The sequence below is a fragment of the Corynebacterium sp. TAE3-ERU2 genome (assembly GCF_019209955.1).
In the GTDB taxonomy this organism is placed as follows: Bacteria; Actinomycetota; Actinomycetes; order Mycobacteriales; family Mycobacteriaceae; genus Corynebacterium; species Corynebacterium megadyptis.
On sequence record NZ_JAHUTL010000004.1, the window covers coordinates 26,993 to 43,140 of the forward strand.

14 protein-coding genes are annotated in these 16,148 nt (G+C 64.3%); 10 read left to right on the plus strand and 4 right to left on the minus strand.

The window, feature by feature from the left end; translation table 11 throughout:
* The first annotated feature begins 7 nt into the window (after positions 1 to 7).
* Genes dhaK through dhaM form a run of 3 tightly spaced genes read left to right on the plus strand, consistent with a single transcriptional unit; the run spans position 8 to position 2,350 of the window.
* Entirely contained in the window at positions 8 to 1,009 is a 1,002-nt protein-coding gene (gene dhaK / locus KRX12_RS06500; protein WP_218366115.1) for a dihydroxyacetone kinase subunit DhaK, read from the plus strand.
* A gap of 15 nt (positions 1,010 to 1,024) precedes the next feature.
* Positions 1,025 to 1,660, plus strand: a complete 636-nt coding sequence (gene dhaL, locus KRX12_RS06505) for a dihydroxyacetone kinase subunit DhaL (RefSeq protein WP_218364853.1) — start codon at positions 1,025 to 1,027, stop codon at positions 1,658 to 1,660.
* Between the two features lie 3 nt (positions 1,661 to 1,663).
* Complete coding sequence (dhaM, locus tag KRX12_RS06510) at positions 1,664 to 2,350, plus strand: dihydroxyacetone kinase phosphoryl donor subunit DhaM (RefSeq protein WP_218366116.1); 687 nt, start codon at positions 1,664 to 1,666, stop codon at positions 2,348 to 2,350.
* Here dhaM and KRX12_RS06515 read toward each other — a convergent pair.
* The 4 genes from KRX12_RS06515 to KRX12_RS06530 form a co-directional block, all read right to left on the minus strand.
* Entirely contained in the window at positions 2,347 to 2,928 is a 582-nt protein-coding gene (locus KRX12_RS06515) for a helix-turn-helix domain-containing protein (protein WP_218366117.1), read from the minus strand. The two genes, dhaM and KRX12_RS06515, sit on opposite strands and share 4 nt — an antisense overlap.
* A gap of 104 nt (positions 2,929 to 3,032) precedes the next feature.
* Entirely contained in the window at positions 3,033 to 3,641 is a 609-nt protein-coding gene (locus KRX12_RS06520) for a VanZ family protein (protein ID WP_218366118.1), read from the minus strand.
* A 58-nt stretch (positions 3,642 to 3,699) separates the two neighbouring features.
* Positions 3,700 to 6,549, minus strand: a complete 2,850-nt coding sequence (gene leuS / locus KRX12_RS06525; protein ID WP_218364849.1) for a leucine--tRNA ligase — start codon at positions 6,547 to 6,549, stop codon at positions 3,700 to 3,702.
* Between the two features lie 204 nt (positions 6,550 to 6,753).
* A complete protein-coding gene (locus KRX12_RS06530; RefSeq protein ID WP_218364848.1) occupies positions 6,754 to 7,992 on the minus strand; it encodes a dicarboxylate/amino acid:cation symporter in 1,239 nt (412 codons plus the stop codon).
* 379 nt (positions 7,993 to 8,371) lie between these two features.
* On the opposite strand from KRX12_RS06530, the gene KRX12_RS06535 reads away from it, so the two are divergent.
* From KRX12_RS06535 to trpCF, 7 genes are all read left to right on the plus strand, one after another.
* Positions 8,372 to 8,830, plus strand: coding sequence for an SdpI family protein (locus tag KRX12_RS06535; protein WP_218366119.1), 459 nt, complete (start codon positions 8,372 to 8,374; stop codon positions 8,828 to 8,830).
* Between the two features lie 43 nt (positions 8,831 to 8,873).
* Positions 8,874 to 9,209, plus strand: coding sequence for a helix-turn-helix transcriptional regulator (locus KRX12_RS06540; RefSeq protein ID WP_218364846.1), 336 nt, complete (start codon positions 8,874 to 8,876; stop codon positions 9,207 to 9,209).
* On the plus strand, positions 9,202 to 11,049 hold the full coding sequence (locus tag KRX12_RS06545) for a cation-translocating P-type ATPase (protein WP_218366120.1): 1,848 nt from the start codon (positions 9,202 to 9,204) through the stop codon (positions 11,047 to 11,049). Before KRX12_RS06540 ends, KRX12_RS06545 begins: the two co-directional genes overlap by 8 nt.
* Before the next feature lie 277 nt (positions 11,050 to 11,326).
* A complete protein-coding gene (locus tag KRX12_RS06550) occupies positions 11,327 to 12,958 on the plus strand; it encodes an anthranilate synthase component 1 (protein WP_218366121.1) in 1,632 nt (543 codons plus the stop codon).
* Positions 12,955 to 13,590, plus strand: a complete 636-nt coding sequence (locus tag KRX12_RS06555) for a gamma-glutamyl-gamma-aminobutyrate hydrolase family protein (protein ID WP_218366122.1) — start codon at positions 12,955 to 12,957, stop codon at positions 13,588 to 13,590. The genes KRX12_RS06550 and KRX12_RS06555 overlap by 4 nt, the downstream gene beginning before the upstream one ends.
* A 60-nt stretch (positions 13,591 to 13,650) precedes the next feature.
* The gene (gene trpD, locus KRX12_RS06560) at positions 13,651 to 14,679 is read left to right on the plus strand and encodes an anthranilate phosphoribosyltransferase (protein ID WP_218366123.1); all 1,029 of its coding nucleotides are present in this window, start codon (positions 13,651 to 13,653) and stop codon (positions 14,677 to 14,679) included.
* Positions 14,666 to 16,147, plus strand: a complete 1,482-nt coding sequence (gene trpCF, locus KRX12_RS06565) for a bifunctional indole-3-glycerol-phosphate synthase TrpC/phosphoribosylanthranilate isomerase TrpF (RefSeq protein ID WP_218366124.1) — start codon at positions 14,666 to 14,668, stop codon at positions 16,145 to 16,147. The genes trpD and trpCF overlap by 14 nt, the downstream gene beginning before the upstream one ends.
* Position 16,148: the final 1 nt, after the last annotated feature.

Genomic DNA, 16,148 nt, shown 5'->3' on the forward strand with positions numbered 1-16,148 from the left:
GTGTCAGATGAAGAAATTGATGAATGATCCCCATGATTATGTCGCCGAGTCCATCGCCGGATTCGCCGCAGCACACTCCGAGCACGTGCAGATGCACACCGAGCCGTTATTTGTGTCCCGCTCCGCTGCCACGCGCAAGGAGGAGGGCAAGGTCGGGCTGATCTCCGGTGGCGGCTCGGGGCATGAGCCGCTCCACGCCGGATTCGTGGGCACCGGCATGCTGGATGCCGCCGTGCCCGGCGCGGTATTTACCTCGCCCACACCGGATCCCATCCAGGCCGCCACCGTGGAAGCCAACCGCGGGGCAGGTGTGGTGTATTTGGTGAAGAACTACACCGGCGATGTGCTCAATTTCGATACCGCCGCCGAGCTCGCAGAGCTGGACGATATCGAGGTGCGGCAGGTGCTGATTAATGATGACGTCGCGGTGGAGGATTCGCTCTACACCGCTGGTCGACGCGGTGTGGCCGGCACCCTGCTAGTAGAAAAGATCACCGGCGCCGCCGCCGAGCGCGGCGATAGCTTGGACGAGGTGGTCGCCGTGGCCGAAACCTGCGTGGACCAGGTGCGCTCCATGGGCGTGGCCCTGAGCCCCTGCCACGTCCCGCATGCCGATCAGCCCTCCTTCGAGCTGGCCGAGGGCGATGTGGAACTCGGCGTGGGCATTCACGGCGAGCCCGGCCGCCGCACCACCACCTTCGGCAGCGCCGATGAACTCACCGACGCGGTGCTGGATCCGATCCTCGCCGATCTCTCCCTCGCCGCCGGCGAGAAGGTGATTGCACTGGTCAACGGCATGGGTGGCACGCCCCTCTCGGAGCTGTATATTGTCTACCGCCGTCTCGCAGAACGACTTACTGAACAGGACGTCACTATTTCGCGCTCGCTCGTAGGCAACTACGTCACCAGCCTCGATATGCAGGGCTTTTCCATCTCGCTCATGCGTGTTGATGACGAGCTATTGGCGCTCTACGACGCCCCCGCCCACACCCCCGCTTTTACTCACTAAGGAGGCTTGAGAATAATGGCTGAACTCTCTCTCGATTGGGCTCTCGCGTGGATCGACCGCTGCGTGGCCGAGGCCGCCGCTCACCGCGTGGAACTGACCGATCTCGACCGCGCCATCGGTGACGCCGATCATGGCGAAAACCTCGACCGTGGCTTCGGCGCGGTATCCGCCACGCTGAAGCAATCCACCCCGGACACCCCTGCCGCGGTATTCAAGACGGTGGCCGCCACGCTGATCTCGACCGTGGGTGGTGCCTCGGGCCCGCTGCTCGGCACCGCCTTCATGCGCTTGGCCAAGGTGGCACCGGAGCAGATTGACGCCACCGCCGTGGCCGAGATGTATGAGGCCGCCGTCGCCGGTATCCAGGCCCGCGGCAAGGCCGAGGAAGGGGAGAAGACCATGGTGGATGCGTGGGCCCCGGCTGCGGCCGCCGCGCGGGCCGCCGCCACTGAGGGCGCCGATGCCGCCGCCGCACTGCAGGCTGCCGCCGATGCGGCCGCGCAGGGCGCAGAGGCCACGATCCCCATGAAGGCCACCAAGGGCCGCGCCTCCTATCTGGGGGAGCGCTCCGAGGGGCACAAGGATCCCGGCGCCACCTCCTCGGCCTACTTCCTCGCTGCGGCCGCCGCAGCCGCACAGGAAGGCAAATAACTCATGGCCGTCGGTCTTGTTTTTGTCTCACATTCGGCCCAGCTGGCCGAGGGGCTGCGCGATCTCGCGCGGCAGATGGCCTCCGAGGTGGATATCCGCGCCGCGGGCGGCACCGCCGATGGGGGCATTGGCACCTCCTATGACCGCATCGAGTCGGCCGTCACCCAGCTGCGCGACGCCGACCGCGAGGTGCTGATCCTCACGGATCTCGGCTCGGCCACTATGACCGTAGAGATGCTGCTCGAATTCCATGAGGACGAGCCCATCTGCTTCGTGGATGCACCCTTGGTGGAGGGCGGTATCGCGGCTGCCGTGGCCGCTCAACAAGGCGTGGATCTACGCGGGGTGATGGCGGCGGCCCGCAACGCCATCTATGGCTTCCGCACCCCCGCCCAGCAGGACACGGCGGCACCCGGGCCGGAGGCGACTACCGATAGCACCGCCGGCTATAGCCGCACGGCTGTTGTGGCCGACGAGGTCGGGCTGCACGCCCGCCCCGCGGCACTCATCGCCGAGATGGCCGCCACGGCCGAGGGCGAGGTAGCGATCAACGACGCCGATGCCGCCTCAGCGCTCATGGTGATGGGACTGGGGATCGCCCAGGGAGAGACAGTCACCATCAGTGGCGAGGACAGGGATTCCGCGGTGATTGATCGCATCGCCGAGGCCATCGCGGCGGGCCTCGATTAGGCGCGTAAACCCTGGAATACGTAGCTCAACGCCATATCGGCGGCGTCCTCGGGCTCGCCCTCATAGCAGGCCGCGGTGGTCACGCAGCTGGTGATAATGAGCTCCGCGATCACGCCCGGCTCCAGCGCGGCGCTGAGGCGCTGGGCGGCGCGGACGGCGTCGATATGCGTGATGAATTCCTGACGTAGCTGCTGCCGCACCTGCCGCAGGGGAGCACCCAGCTCCTCGGAGCCGCTGGCCGCGACGGCGAGCCGGAGACTGCCGTGATCCTCGGCGAGGGCCACGGTGAGTTCCCACACCATGTTCTTGAGAATGTCCAAGCCATCATCCTCGCCCTCCTTGGCGAGGGTGATAATGCTGGCGCAAGTATGCTGGGCGCGCTCGGCCACAGCGGCGATGAGCTCGCCCTTGGATGCCACGTGGTGATACACCGCGGACTTGGTGATGTTCAGTGCATGCGAGATCTGACTGATGGATGTCTCCGCAATACCGCGTTGGTGAAACTGCTCCTCAGCGGCGCTAATGATATCCGCGCGGCTATTGCCGGGTCGTCCCCTCCGGCGTGGCTTCTCGCTCACCTGCTCCCTCTCTTTTCCTCGGCTCGCGCTCGGACGCGACCTAAAGCTGAGTGCCTAATAGTACAACACTGCGCCTGAGAGCAGCACCGCCCCAGCTAGCACGGTTAGTGGACCCAGCAGCCGAGGCTCGCCACCACCGCATCGGGGCTGCCGAGGCGCGATCCGAGGGCGTAGAGCAGCATGAGGCTGAGCATAAAGAGCAGGCACAACGCCAGAGCGAGGCGCTGCACTATCGGCGGCGACACCGTGGCCAACCAGGCCCCGAGGGCAGCGCCCAGGGTGTTATAGAGCAGATCATCGATATCGCTATAGCCTAAGCGGAAGACATACTGGGCGAGCTCAATGCCCAGGCTCAGCGCGAGGCTAAGGAGCGTGGCCGTGCGCACCGGATGGGCGCGGCCGCGCAGCAATAGCACCAGCACGAAGCCGAGCGGGGCGAAAAGCGCCACATTGCCCGCCACGTTGAGGAGCGAGGCCACGACGGACTGGGCATTCCAGAAATCATCCAGCGGCATGAGCTCCACGCCGCGATGGCGGTGCGCCTCGCGCCGCCACAGGTGACCGATAACAAAGACGCTTTTCAATAAGGTTGCAGCGGCAATCGTGACCAGCTGGCAGATGAGCGCAGCCCACACGAGCCCAGGGCGGGGGCCACTGGGACGTGCGGGCTGGACGGCCTGGGCCCCCTGAGCGCTCGATTCAGAGGCTGTCATAGGGGGCCTTCCTGGGTGTCCGCGTCAGAGATACACCCAGCGTAGTTCACAGGCGGGGTTATTTGACCACGAGGTTGATCATCTTGCCCGGGATGACGATCTGCTTCACCACAGTCTTTCCCTCAATATGGGCGGCCACCTTCTCATCGGCTACGGCCAACTCCACGAGGGCCTCGCGATCGGCGTCCACCGGGGCCTGGATGCGGCCGCGAACCTTGCCGTTGACCTGCACCGGCAGCTCCACGGTATCGTCCTTCAGCCAGGCCTCATCCCAGGTGGGGAAGGGCTCATAGGTGATGCTCTCCTCGTGGCCCAGGATGCTCCACAGCTCCTCTGCGATATGCGGGGCGATCGGGGCGAGCATAGACACCGCCGGCTCCACGGCTGCCCGCGGGGTGGCAGTAGAGGAGTAGTGCTTGGTCAGGAAGTTCACGTACTCGATGAGCTTCGCCACCACGGTGTTCATGCGCAGGTTCTCATAGTCCTCACGCACGCCCGCCACCGTGCGGTGCAGGGCCTTGAGGGTGGCGTCGTCAAGCTCCTGCTCGGAGACGCTGCACTCACCCGTGGATTCCTCCACCACCAGCCGCCACAGGCGCTGCAGGAAGCGGTGGGCGCCGACAACATCCTTCGTGGCCCAGGGGCGAGACGTATCCAGCGGGCCCATGGACATCTCGTAGACGCGCAAGGTATCGGCGCCGTACTCATCGCACATATCGTCTGGGGAGACGGAGTTCTTCAGGGACTTGCCCATCTTGCCGTACTCCTGGGTCACCTTCTCGCCCTGGTAGAAGAACTCGCCATCCTTCTCCTCCACCTCATCGGCGGGCACGTACACGCCACGGGAATCGGTGTAGGCATAGGCCTGAATATAGCCCTGGTTATAGAGGCGGTGATAGGGCTCGCAGGAACTCACATAACCGAGATCGAAGAGCACCTTATGCCAGAAGCGGGAATAGAGCAGGTGCAGCACGGCGTGCTCGACGCCGCCCACATAGAGATCCACGCCGCCGCCCGGGGCGCCCTCGCGGGGGCCAGTCCAGTAGCGCTCGTTCTCAATATTGCAGAACTGCTCCTCGTTCTTCGGATCGATATAGCGCAGCTGGTACCAGGAGGAACCGGCCCACTGGGGCATCACATTGGTATCGCGGGTGTAGGTCTGCAGGCCATCGCCCAGATCCAACTCCACATTCACCCAGTCGGTGGCCTTCGCCAGCGGCGGGTGCGGGGAGGAATCGGCATCGTCCGGGTCAAAGGACACCGGCTTATAGTCCTCCACCTCCGGCAGCTCGATGGGCAGCATCTCCTCCGGCAGGGCGTGGGCCACACCCTGATCGTCATAGACGATGGGGAAAGGCTCGCCCCAGTAACGCTGGCGGGCAAAGAGCCAGTCGCGCAGCTTGTACTGGATCTTCTCGCGGCCATAGCCATTCTGCTCCAGCCAGACGATCGTGGTGGCCACGGCCTCTTCCTTGCCCAGGCCGTTGATGTCCAAGCCTTCCTCATTGGCGGAATTCACCGCAATGCCCGGCTCAGTGAAGGCGGCAGTGGAGATATCGCCACCGGCGACCACCTCCCGAATGGGCAGCCCGAAGGCCTGGGCGAATTCATAGTCGCGGTCATCGTGCGCCGGAACGGACATGATGGCCCCGGTGCCATAGCCGGTGAGCACATAATCACCAATAAACACCGGAATCTCTTCACCGGAGACCGGGTTCACGGCCTGCACGCCCAAGTACACACCGGTCTTATCCTTGTTCTCCTGGCGCTCCAGATCCGACTTGGCGGCAATCGAGGAGCGATAGGCGGCCACGGCCTCGGCCGGGCTGGCGGCACCAAAGGTCCAGCGCTCGTCCACGCCCTCATAGCTGGCGGGCGCATGGGTGAGCAGTTCATCCACCAGCTCGTGCTCGGGGGCGAGCACCATATAGCTGGCGCCGAAGAGGGTATCCGGGCGGGTAGTAAAGACAGTGATAGTGTGGCCGGCGGCTCGGAAGTCCACCTCGGCACCGCGGGAGCGGCCGATCCAGTTGCGCTGCATGGACTTCACCTTCTCCGGCCAGTCCAGCAGATCCAGATCATCGATCAAGCGATCCGAATAGGCAGTAATACGCATCATCCACTGCTGCAGATTCTTGCGGAACACGGGGAAGTTGCCGCGCTCCGAGCGGCCCTCGGCGGTGACCTCCTCATTGGCCAGCACCGTACCCAAACCAGGGCACCAATTGACCGTGGAGTTCGAGCGATAGACCAAACGGAACTCGTCGATCACCTCGGCGCGCTCGACATCATTCAACTCCGCAAAGGGGCGCCCATAGCGCTCGGGGGTAGCGATCTCGCCGGACTCGAGCAAAGGAATCAGCTCGTCGATACGGCGCGCCTTATTGCTGCGCTCATCAAACCAGGAATCGTAGATCGTGAGGAAGATCCACTGGGTCCAGCGGTAGAAGTCCGTATCCGTGGTAGCGAAGCTGCGGCGCGTATCGTGCCCCAGGCCGAGCCGGCCGATCTGACGGGACATGTTCTTAATATTGGCCTCGGTGGTCGTACGCGGGTGCGTCCCGGTTTGCACCGCATACTGCTCGGCCGGCAGGCCGAAGGCATCATAACCAAAGGCGTGCAGCACATTCTTGCCCAGCTTGCGATGAAAACGAGCAAAAGCATCGGTGGCGATATAGCCCAGCGGGTGGCCCACATGCACGCCCACGCCCGAGGGGTAGGGGAACATGTCCTGCACAAAGAGCTTGTCCTCCGGAAGGCTCTGGCCACCCTCCTCGGCCAACTCGCCTACGGGGTTCGGCGCATTGAAGGTGCCGTGATCGGCCCAGTACTTCTGCCACTTGCTTTCAATGTCGGCCGCCAGGCCGGCACGGTATCTATATGCGGGTACGTCGCTCGGGTTAGTCATGCGTCATAGTGTAGCCGGTGCGACTCGCCGCTTTCGCACGAGCATCCACGCGGAGTGTGCCTGCGGGTCGGGGGCGGCGCGCGGCGAATGTTTCACGTGAAACATTGCCTGCGGAATGCCGTCTGCTTATTTACTGACCGCAGATACACTAAACCGCCCAGAACCTGTCCGAATGGACGGTCTGGGCGGCGTGCGAGTGTGCTATTAAGCGTCCTCTAGTTCAGTTTTCTTCTCTGCGCCACGACCGCCGGAGAGCTTATTCACGATCATGGCGATGGCACCATCGCCGGTGACATTACATGCAGTACCGAAGGAGTCGATGGCGATATAGGCCGCGATCATCAGCGCCACCTGATCATCGGTGAAGCCGAGCATGGAGCTCAGCAGGGTGGAGGCGGCCATGATGGCGCCACCAGGCACGCCGGGTGCGGCAATCATGGTGATACCCAGCATGAGGACGAAGCCGAAGGCGAGTGCGGGGCTGACCGGAGTGCCCGCCATAAACATGATGGCGAAGGCGAAGAGCGAGATCTTCATCATCGAGCCCGAGAGGTGAATGGTGGCGCAGAGCGGCACCACGAAGCCAGCCACATTGGCGGAGACACCATTCTTCTGCGCACAGGAGTAGGTGACAGGGATGGTGGCGGCCGAGGAGGAGGTGCCCAACGCGGTGAAATATGCAGGCAGCATGGTCTTCCACGCACGCAGCGGGTTACGGCCAGCGATAGCGCCCGCGATAAGGAATTGCACCAGCAACAACACCAAAGTGGCCACGATCGCCAGGATGAGCACCACGGCAAACATCGTCATGGTCTTTTGCATATTCCCGTTCTTACCCATGGAGAGGAACATGCCGAAGATGAAGATGGGTAGCAGCGGAATCACGAACTTACGAATGGTGAGCTGCACAATCTCCTCCACCTCCTTGGCCAGCGTATAGGCGGTATCCGCCTTGACCACCGTCATGCCGATGCCGAAGATGAAGGCCAGCAATAGCGCCGTCATGATATTCATCAAGGGCGGCATTTCTACCTCGAAATAGGGGGTGAGGGCGCCGGCATCAATGTCCACGGCATCGCCGAGCGCCTCGGAGGAGAGGAGCGAGGGATAGAGCCCGCGGCTCAGCCCATAGGCGGCAAAGCCGGAGAGCACCGTCGATGCATAGGCGATGGCGGTGGTGACGAGAAGCCATTTGCCCGCGCCGCGTCCGATGCCCGCAATGGCGGGGGCGATGAGCGCGAAGATGAGGATGGGGATGAAGAAGCCGAGGAAGTTTCCGAAGAGCCCATTGAAGGTGACGAAGATGCGTGCCAGCCAATCGGGGAGCACGAGGCTCAGAGCGCTACCGAGGACGATCGCGACGATGATCCACATCAGCAGCGAGCCGAGGAAGCCTCCTTTCTTTTTCTCCGGGGCGGCCATCGTGGCCTGTCCAGTGTTCATGAGAATCCACTTTCGTTTTCGTAACGTGACGTTATTTCACTAACCTGATAGCCGGCGGAACTCCGTTGTGGGGGTTTCTCTACATCTGAGCTATTCCCGCTGGTCAGAGCGGTGCGATAGGGCGCTGTGAGGCCAGCACACCACGCCAGGACGGGAGCTAGTCCAGATACCAAGAAACCACGGGTCCACACAAAGAAGACGCCTGTGCGTAGGCCTCAATCTACCGCACACGAGGCGTCCCACCACCCTTACTCCCCGATCTGCGGTTAGGAGCTAGCCGACGCGCGCCCAGGAGGGGAGGGGAGTGCTCCACCGTGGCGGCGAAGGCGTGCCGTCGAGCTTTTCGCGCCCTCGCCACCCATGGCTTAGAGTGTCATTCATGGCTGTCCTCGGCATCATTTTGCTCATTCTCACCCTTGCCCTTCTCATCCTCGGCGCCCTGGCATGGACACAGCACCTGCCCGGCAATGGCATCATCGGCATCCGCGTCCCCGAGGTCCGCACCTCGCGCGAGATGTGGAACGCCGCACACAAGGTGGCCGGCCCCGTATGGCTGGTCGCGGGCCTCGCCATGGGCATTGGCGCCCTGCTCGCCTTTTCCGCCGCCGGCTGGATGTGGCTTCTCGTTCTCGCCGCCGTCGTGGCCAGTGTCACCCTCCTAGGCATCGGTGCCGCCCTCGGCGCCAAAGCAGTGGCCATTATCGACGCCAACCGCAAGATTTCCGACGCCGCTGCCGCCCAGGCGGGCGACTCGGAATCCCAGGCTCCGCAGCCCGAGGTGGACGTCGATAAGCTGCGCTCGGCGCTGCGCCGCTCGCAGAATCAGGATGAGACCTAAAGGTCAGCGTCTATAGTTCATTCAATCGTGTACTATCGGGGGCATGAGCTTCCAAGAAACACATAATGACGCGCTGAAGCGCGTGGGCACAGCGCTCGCCAGTGATACTCGGCGAGCGCTTCTTCTTGCCATGATGGATGGCGTCCACTATCCCGCCGAGCTTGCCGAGCGGCTGGGAACGGGACGCTCCAATGTCTCTAATCACCTCACCTGCCTGAGCGATTGTGGGGTCATTCGCGCCCAGCACGAAGGCCGCAAGGTGCGTTATGAGATCAGCAGCCCGCAATTGCAGCACGCTCTACTCGAACTCTCGCAGGTGGTACTCACCGTGCAGGAGAGCGAGAGCTGCTTGGTAGACATGGGGGCTAGCCATGAGTAGCGCATGTTGTTCCTGCGAATCCGGCGAAGTACGGGAGACGACCGAAGGCCCCTGGTACCGCGATCGTCAGATTCAATTAGCCCTTGGCTCGGGAATCGCCATGATCCTTGGCTTCCTGGTGCACCCCTGGTTCTACTATCTCGGCATCGCCTTGGGCGGAGCCACCTTCGTGCCCGGGGCGCTCAGGACCTTCGTTAAGAACCGCGGCCGCGCCCGGCTAGGCGTCGCGCTATTGATGACGATCTCCGCCATCGGCGCCATTCTCCTCGGCTTCCCCGGCGAAGCGGCCACCCTCGCCTTCCTCTATTCCCTCGTTGAGTCCATCGAGGATCGCTCCCTGGATAAAGCGCGGGATGATCTGGAGTCGATCGATAAACTCCTGCCCGAGACCGTGGAGACCCTCGAGCGCGGGCGCGTGCCCGTCCGCGAACTCGGCGTGGGCGAAATGTTTCACGTGAAACCTGGGCAGCGCGTGCCCACCGATGGCATGGTCCGCACCGGCCGCTCGCACATGGATGTCTCCGCCATTACCGGCGAGCCCATGCCCGTGATGGCTGGGGTAGGGGAGGAGGTCATTGCCGGCTCGATCGCCCTCGATGGCTCCCTCGAAGTGGAGGCCACCTCCCCTGGCGCGAAGAATACGCTGTCCAGCATCGTGGAACTGACCACTACCGCTCAGGACCGCAAGGGTGCCGCGGGCCGACTTGCCGACCGTATCGCCGGCGTGCTCGTGCCTGGCGTGCTGCTTCTTGCGCTCGCCACGGGCGTTATTGGCAGCATCCTCGGCGACCCGGGGCTCTGGATCCCCCGCGCCCTCACGGTGCTCGTCGCAGCCTCGCCCTGCGCCCTCGCGATCTGCGTGCCCATCACCATTTTGGCCGCACTCGGCCGCGCCAGCCGCATGGGCTGCGCGGTGCGCGATGCCGCCACCGTCGAAAGATTCCACGGCATTACCACCGTCGCCTTCGATAAAACCGGAACTCTCACCCAGGGCCGCCCCCAGGTGGTGCATATCGACGCCGCCCCCGGTACGGAATCCCAGCAGGTACTCGCTATCGCCGCCGCGATTGAGCACCACAGCGAGCACCCCTTGGCCCGGGCCATCGTGCAGGCGGCCGCGCAGCAGGGGATCAGCCCCGCCACGGCCACCGATGTGCGCGAGACCCCGGGAGAGGGCCTGCGTGGCATCGTCGAAGGCGCGGAGATCTCCGTGGGCCGTGCCCGCGATGTCACCGCCACCATCGGCGGCGCCAGCGTGGTGGAGGTACGCCGCGAGGGAGAGCGCCTCGGCATTATCGAGCTCGCTGATTCCCTGCGGGAGGAGGCACCGGAGGCCATCCGGGCCCTCGAGGCGCAGGGCCTGCGCACGGTGATGCTCAGTGGCGACCGCCAGGAGGCGGCCGAAGCCATTGCCCACTCGGCGGGTATCGCCGATGTGCGCGGCGATCTCAGCCCCTCCGATAAGCATGCTGCGGTGGATTCGCGGCGCTGGATGATGGTGGGCGATGGCATCAATGATGCACCGGCCCTTGCGGCCGCGCGCATTGGCATCGCCATGGGTGCCACGGGCACCGATATTGCCCGCCGGAGCGCCGATATCACCTTCGTCGGCCATAGCCTGACGCTGCTTCCCCCGGCGCTGCGGCACCTCGCCCGCGCTCACCGCATCATGATCACCAACCTGGCCCTGGCGCTGGCTATTGTGGTGGCCTTGCCGCCGCTGGCAATCACCGGCGTTCTGGGCCTGGCGGAGGTAGTGACCATCCACGAGGCGGCCGAGGTACTCATTATTCTCAATGGTGTACGCGCCGGACTCCTGCCGCGATCGGAACGCTCTTAGCGGCTCTACCCCCATCTAGCACCCATCTTCCTAGCGGCAGAGAGACTACTGCTAAAGTAGCTGCCATGTTGTTGCACGAATTCACTTCCAGCACCCACTCGTGGTGGTGGCGCGCCAGCTAGGGCGAGCCACGAATTCGGCATTCCAACGTCTTTTCACTAGGCTCGCTCGCTCCCCGGCGCGGCGAGCCTTTTTTGTTGCCTGAGAGGGCGCGGGCTCGACGCACTGGGGGAGGTGGCCCCACCGATCAACCCAGGCTTCAGAAGAAAAGAGCACGATGACACTCACCACCCCGCCGCACTATGAGCCCGCAGTGCTGCGCCGCCCAGTGCGCTATCACCGCGATGCCTCCGAGGTATATCGCGCCCTCTGTCTCGATGGCACGAACACCCCAGCGGACTCGGTTCTGCTGGAATCGGTCGATATTGAGTCCAAGCGCGGCGTGAAGTCCCTTGCCATCCTCAGCGCCTCGCTGCGGCTGACCTGTACCGGCCATGATGTCCAGGTGGACATCCTCAGCGCCTCTGGTGAGCCCTTGGCGGAGCTGCTGGCGACCCGCCTGGCCGAGTATCGTCTCCCGGGCGATCGCCTCCGCTTCCATTTCCCGCCCTCGACGGCGATGGACGAGAAGGAGCGCCTCCTCGCCCCGAGCACGGTGCTGCCCCTGCGGCTGCTGCAGCAGGAGTCCGGCTTCCACGATGGCCTCTTGCCCTTCCTCGCGGGCGGCTTCGCCTTCGACTACCTTGCCACCTTCGAGGAGCTTCCCGAGGTGGAGGAGGGGCCCAATACCTACCCGGACTATCAGTTCATCCTCGCCGAGACGCTGCTGGACATCGACCACCGCTCCGGCGAGGCCTCGCTCGCACGGGTGAGTACCCTCGCCTCCTCCCGCGAGGCAGACACCGCGGAGCTCGAGCGCATTTCGGCGCTTATCGACGCCCACTCCGCGCCCGCCAGCCCCGCCGCCGCGGAGGACGCAGCCGATGTTTCACGTGAAACATTGCACGCGGAGATCAACTTCAGCGATGAGCAATTCCGCGATGTCGTGCGCACGCTCAAGGGCAATATCTACGACGGCGATATCTACCAGGTGGTGCCCGCCCGTACCTTCAGTGTGGAGTGCCCCGATGCCTTCGCCGCCTATCGCCAGCTCCGCGTGTCCAATCCCAGCCCCTATATGTTCTATATCCACGGCGCCGCGGCCGCGGGCGCGGAGGATGGGGCAGGGGAGAGCACCTATGAACTCTTCGGCGCATCGCCGGAGTCCAACCTCAAGTACACCGCCGAGAGTCGGACGCTGCAGATCTATCCCGCGGCGGGCACGCAGCCACGCGGGCTCAATCCCGATGGCAGCCTGAATCGGGAGCTCGATACCCGCAATGAGCTTCTGCTCCGCACCGATAACAAGGAAACGGCCGAACATGCGATGCTCGTGGATCTTGCGCGCAATGATCTCGCCCGCGTGGCAGTGCCGGGGACCCGGGCGGTGGATCGGCTCATGCAGGTGGATCGCTACTCCCGGGTGATGCACTTGGTCAGTATCGTCAGCGCCACTCTGGCCGAGGACTTCGATCCGCTGGACGCCTACCGCGCCTGCATGAATATGGGCACGCTCACCGGCGCCCCAAAGATTAAGGCGGTGGAGCTCTTGCGGAAGGCAGAGAGGATCCGCCGCGGCAGCTATGGCGGCGCCGTGGGCTATTTGGCGGGCAATGGCGATATGGATAATTGCATTGTTATCCGTTCCGCCTTCGTCCGCCACGGCCGCGCCCATGTGCAGGCCGGTGCCGGCGTCGTCCGCGACTCGGTGCCGCAATCCGAAGCCGATGAAACCGTACACAAGGCCTATGCGGTGCTGGACGCCATCGCGGCTGCCGCAGCACAGGAATTGAAGGTGGAACGAGCATGAGCCACATTGTTGTCATCGATAATTTCGACTCTTTCGTCTACAACCTGGTGGACGCCATTGCCGCCACCGAGCACCGCATCACGGTGGTGCGCAATACCACCCCCGTCGCCGAGGTTCAGGCTCTGCAGCCGGATCTGCTCGTGCTCTCGCCCGGCCCCAGCTATCCTGCCGAGGCGGGCACCATGATGCAGCTCATCGCCGCCGAACTCGGCTCCACGCCCATGCTCGGCATCTGCCTCGGCTTCCAGGCGCTCATCGAGCACTGTGGGGGAGTGGTGGCCCCCTGCGGGCCCGTGCATGGCCGCATGAGCGACATGGTGCTGAGCGAGGCGGGAGCGCGCTCCCCACTCTTCGCCGGCTTGAGCGTAGACCCGCATCCGGACCGCAGCACCGGCGCCGGCGACCACGTACCGGTCGCGCGTTATCACTCACTCGGCTGCGTCGATGCCCCCGAACGCATCGAGAGTCTCGGCACCTGCCCCTCAGACAGCGGGGACGTCATCATGGCCGGCATTATCCGCGACACGGCGGGGCAGACCGACGCCATCGGCCTGCAATTCCACCCCGAGTCCATCCTCAGCCCCTCCGGGCCGCACATCATTCAGCGCGCCATCGACATCTTGCTCCCATAATGGAGGGCAGCACCCCCTGTCCTCCCCGCACTGTTTCACGTGAAACGAAAGGCACCCATCATGGCTAACCCGGCCGCAGTCGAACTTCTCAAAACCTATCTGGATAATCCTCACCCCACCGTGGAGGAGGCCCGCGCGGTCTTCGAGCCGCTCACCGTGGGCGACTACGATGACGTCCATATGGCCGCGCTCTTGGTGGCCATCCGCACCCGTGGCGAGACCTTTGAGGATATTGCCGGCGCAGCCCAGGCGTTCCTCGCCGCCGCCCGCCCCTTCCCGCTCACCGGCGCGGGCCTTCTGGACACCGCCGGCACCGGTGGTGATGGCAAGAACACCATTAATATCTCCACCGCCGCCTCTGTGGTGTGTGCAGCGGGCGGCTGCGGCGTCGTCAAGTGCGGCAACCGCTCGGTGAGCTCGAAGTCCGGCTCCGCCGATGTGCTGGAAGCGCTCAATATTCCGGTACAACAAGACGTCGATAGCGCCGTGCGCTGCTATGAGAAGTCGAAGTTCACCTTCCTCTTCGCACCGGCCTATCACCCCGCTGTCGCGCACGTGCAGCCCGTGCGGAAGGCACTGGGCATTCCCACCCTCTTCAATATTCTCGGCCCCCTGCTCTCCCCGGCACGCCCCGAGCTGCAGATCATGGGTATCGCACAACCACGCCTGGGCGAGACCATCGCCCGCGTCATGCGCGAACTGGGCCGTAATCGCGCCCTGGTGGTGCATGGCAGCGGCACCGATGAGCTCGCGGTGCACGGGCCCACGGATTTCTGGGAGCTCAAGGACGGCGAGATCTCCCACTATCGCCTCACCCCAGAAGAGATGGGTATTGCCACCCACGAGCTCTCCGAGATTACGGGCGGCGACGCTGCGGAGAATGCTGAGATGCTGCGCGCCGTGTTCGCCGGTACCGCACCGGCGGCCCATGTGGATGCCGTCGCAGTCAATGCCGGCGCCATGTTCTATCTCCACGGCGAAGCCGAGAGCATCGCGGCGGGAACCGCCCGCGCCAAGGAGGTCATCTCGAGCGGCGCCGTCCAGGACTGGCTCGCCACCTATGAAGGGAGTGATCATGACGACCAGTAATTCCTCCTCGCTGCCCACGATCTTGGAAGAGATCGTCAGCGCCCGCCGGGGCCACCTCGCGGATATCCGCGCCCGCATCGGCGGGGTAGAGGCGGCGTCTCTTCCCACCTCGCAGCGTTCGCTCTATGAGGCATTGCAGGGTTCGCACCGCTTTATTCTCGAGTGCAAGTCCTCATCGCCCTCCTTGGGCCTGATTCGCGAGTCCTATCATCCCGCCGATATCGCACGGATCTACTCGCGCTATGCCGCGGCGATCTCCGTGCTCTGCGAGCCCGATCGCTTCGGCGGCGACTATGACCACCTCGCCACCGTGGCCTCCAGCACCCACCTTCCCGTGCTGTGCAAGGATTTCATCATCGATGAAGTGCAGGTGCTGGCCGCCCGCTATTTCGGAGCCGACGCCATCCTGCTCATGCTCTCTGTGCTTGACGACGCCGAGTACCGGCAGCTCTCCTCGCTGGCCGAGCAGCTCGGCCTCGATGTGCTCACCGAGGTGCTCGACGAGGAAGAGATGGCCCGCGCCACCGCCTTGGGCGCCCGCATCATTGGGGTGAACCACCGCAACCTTCATGATCTCAGCATCGATCTCTCTCGCTCGACGGAATTGGCGCCTCTGGCCCCCGCAGATGCGGTGCTGCTCGCCGAGTCGGGCATTAAGGACCATGTCACCGTGGAGAAACTCGGTGGGGTGGTCAATGGCTTCCTGGTGGGCTCGCAACTCACCTCCCAGCCCGATATCGACGCGGCCGCCCGCGCCCTCATCTACGGCGAGAACAAGGTCTGCGGGCTGAGCTCGCCGGCGGCCGCCCAAGCGGCCTGCGCAGCCGGCGCCGTCTACGGCGGGCTGATCTTCGAGCACGCCTCGCCCCGCTATGTTTCACGTGAAACATCCGCAGCCATTATGGCCGCGGAGCCCGGCCTGCGCTATGTGGCGGTCTCGCGGCAACGCTCCGGCTATCGCGACTATGCCGATAGTGGCGTCTACGCCGTGCAGATTCATGCACCGCTCTCCGATACCTGGGAGGGGGAGAAGCAGTTGATCTCCGCCGTGCGCGCTGAAGTCGGCCCCGAGGTCCAGGTGTGGCGGGCTATCTCTATGAGCTCCGAGCATGGGGCACGCATGGCCGAGGCGCACGCCAGTGGGGGACTGGTGGACAAGCTCGTGCTGGACAATGGCGAAGGAGGCACCGGCGAGAGCTTCGACTGGGCGAATATCCCCGATAGCGTCAAAGACCGCGCCCTCATCGCCGGAGGCGTATCTCCGGAGAATATTGACCAGGCGTTGCGCACCGGCTGCGTCGGCGTCGATCTCAATAGCGGCGTGGAGTATGGCTCCGCGGCCGGGGAAACGTGGCAGTATCAAAAGAATAGTGCCGCCATCCGCAGCGCCTTCGCCGCCATCAAGGCCTTCCACTTTGCCCCTCCCGCCCCGCAAGGCGAGGCCGCAGAGAACCCCGATATCAAGTAAC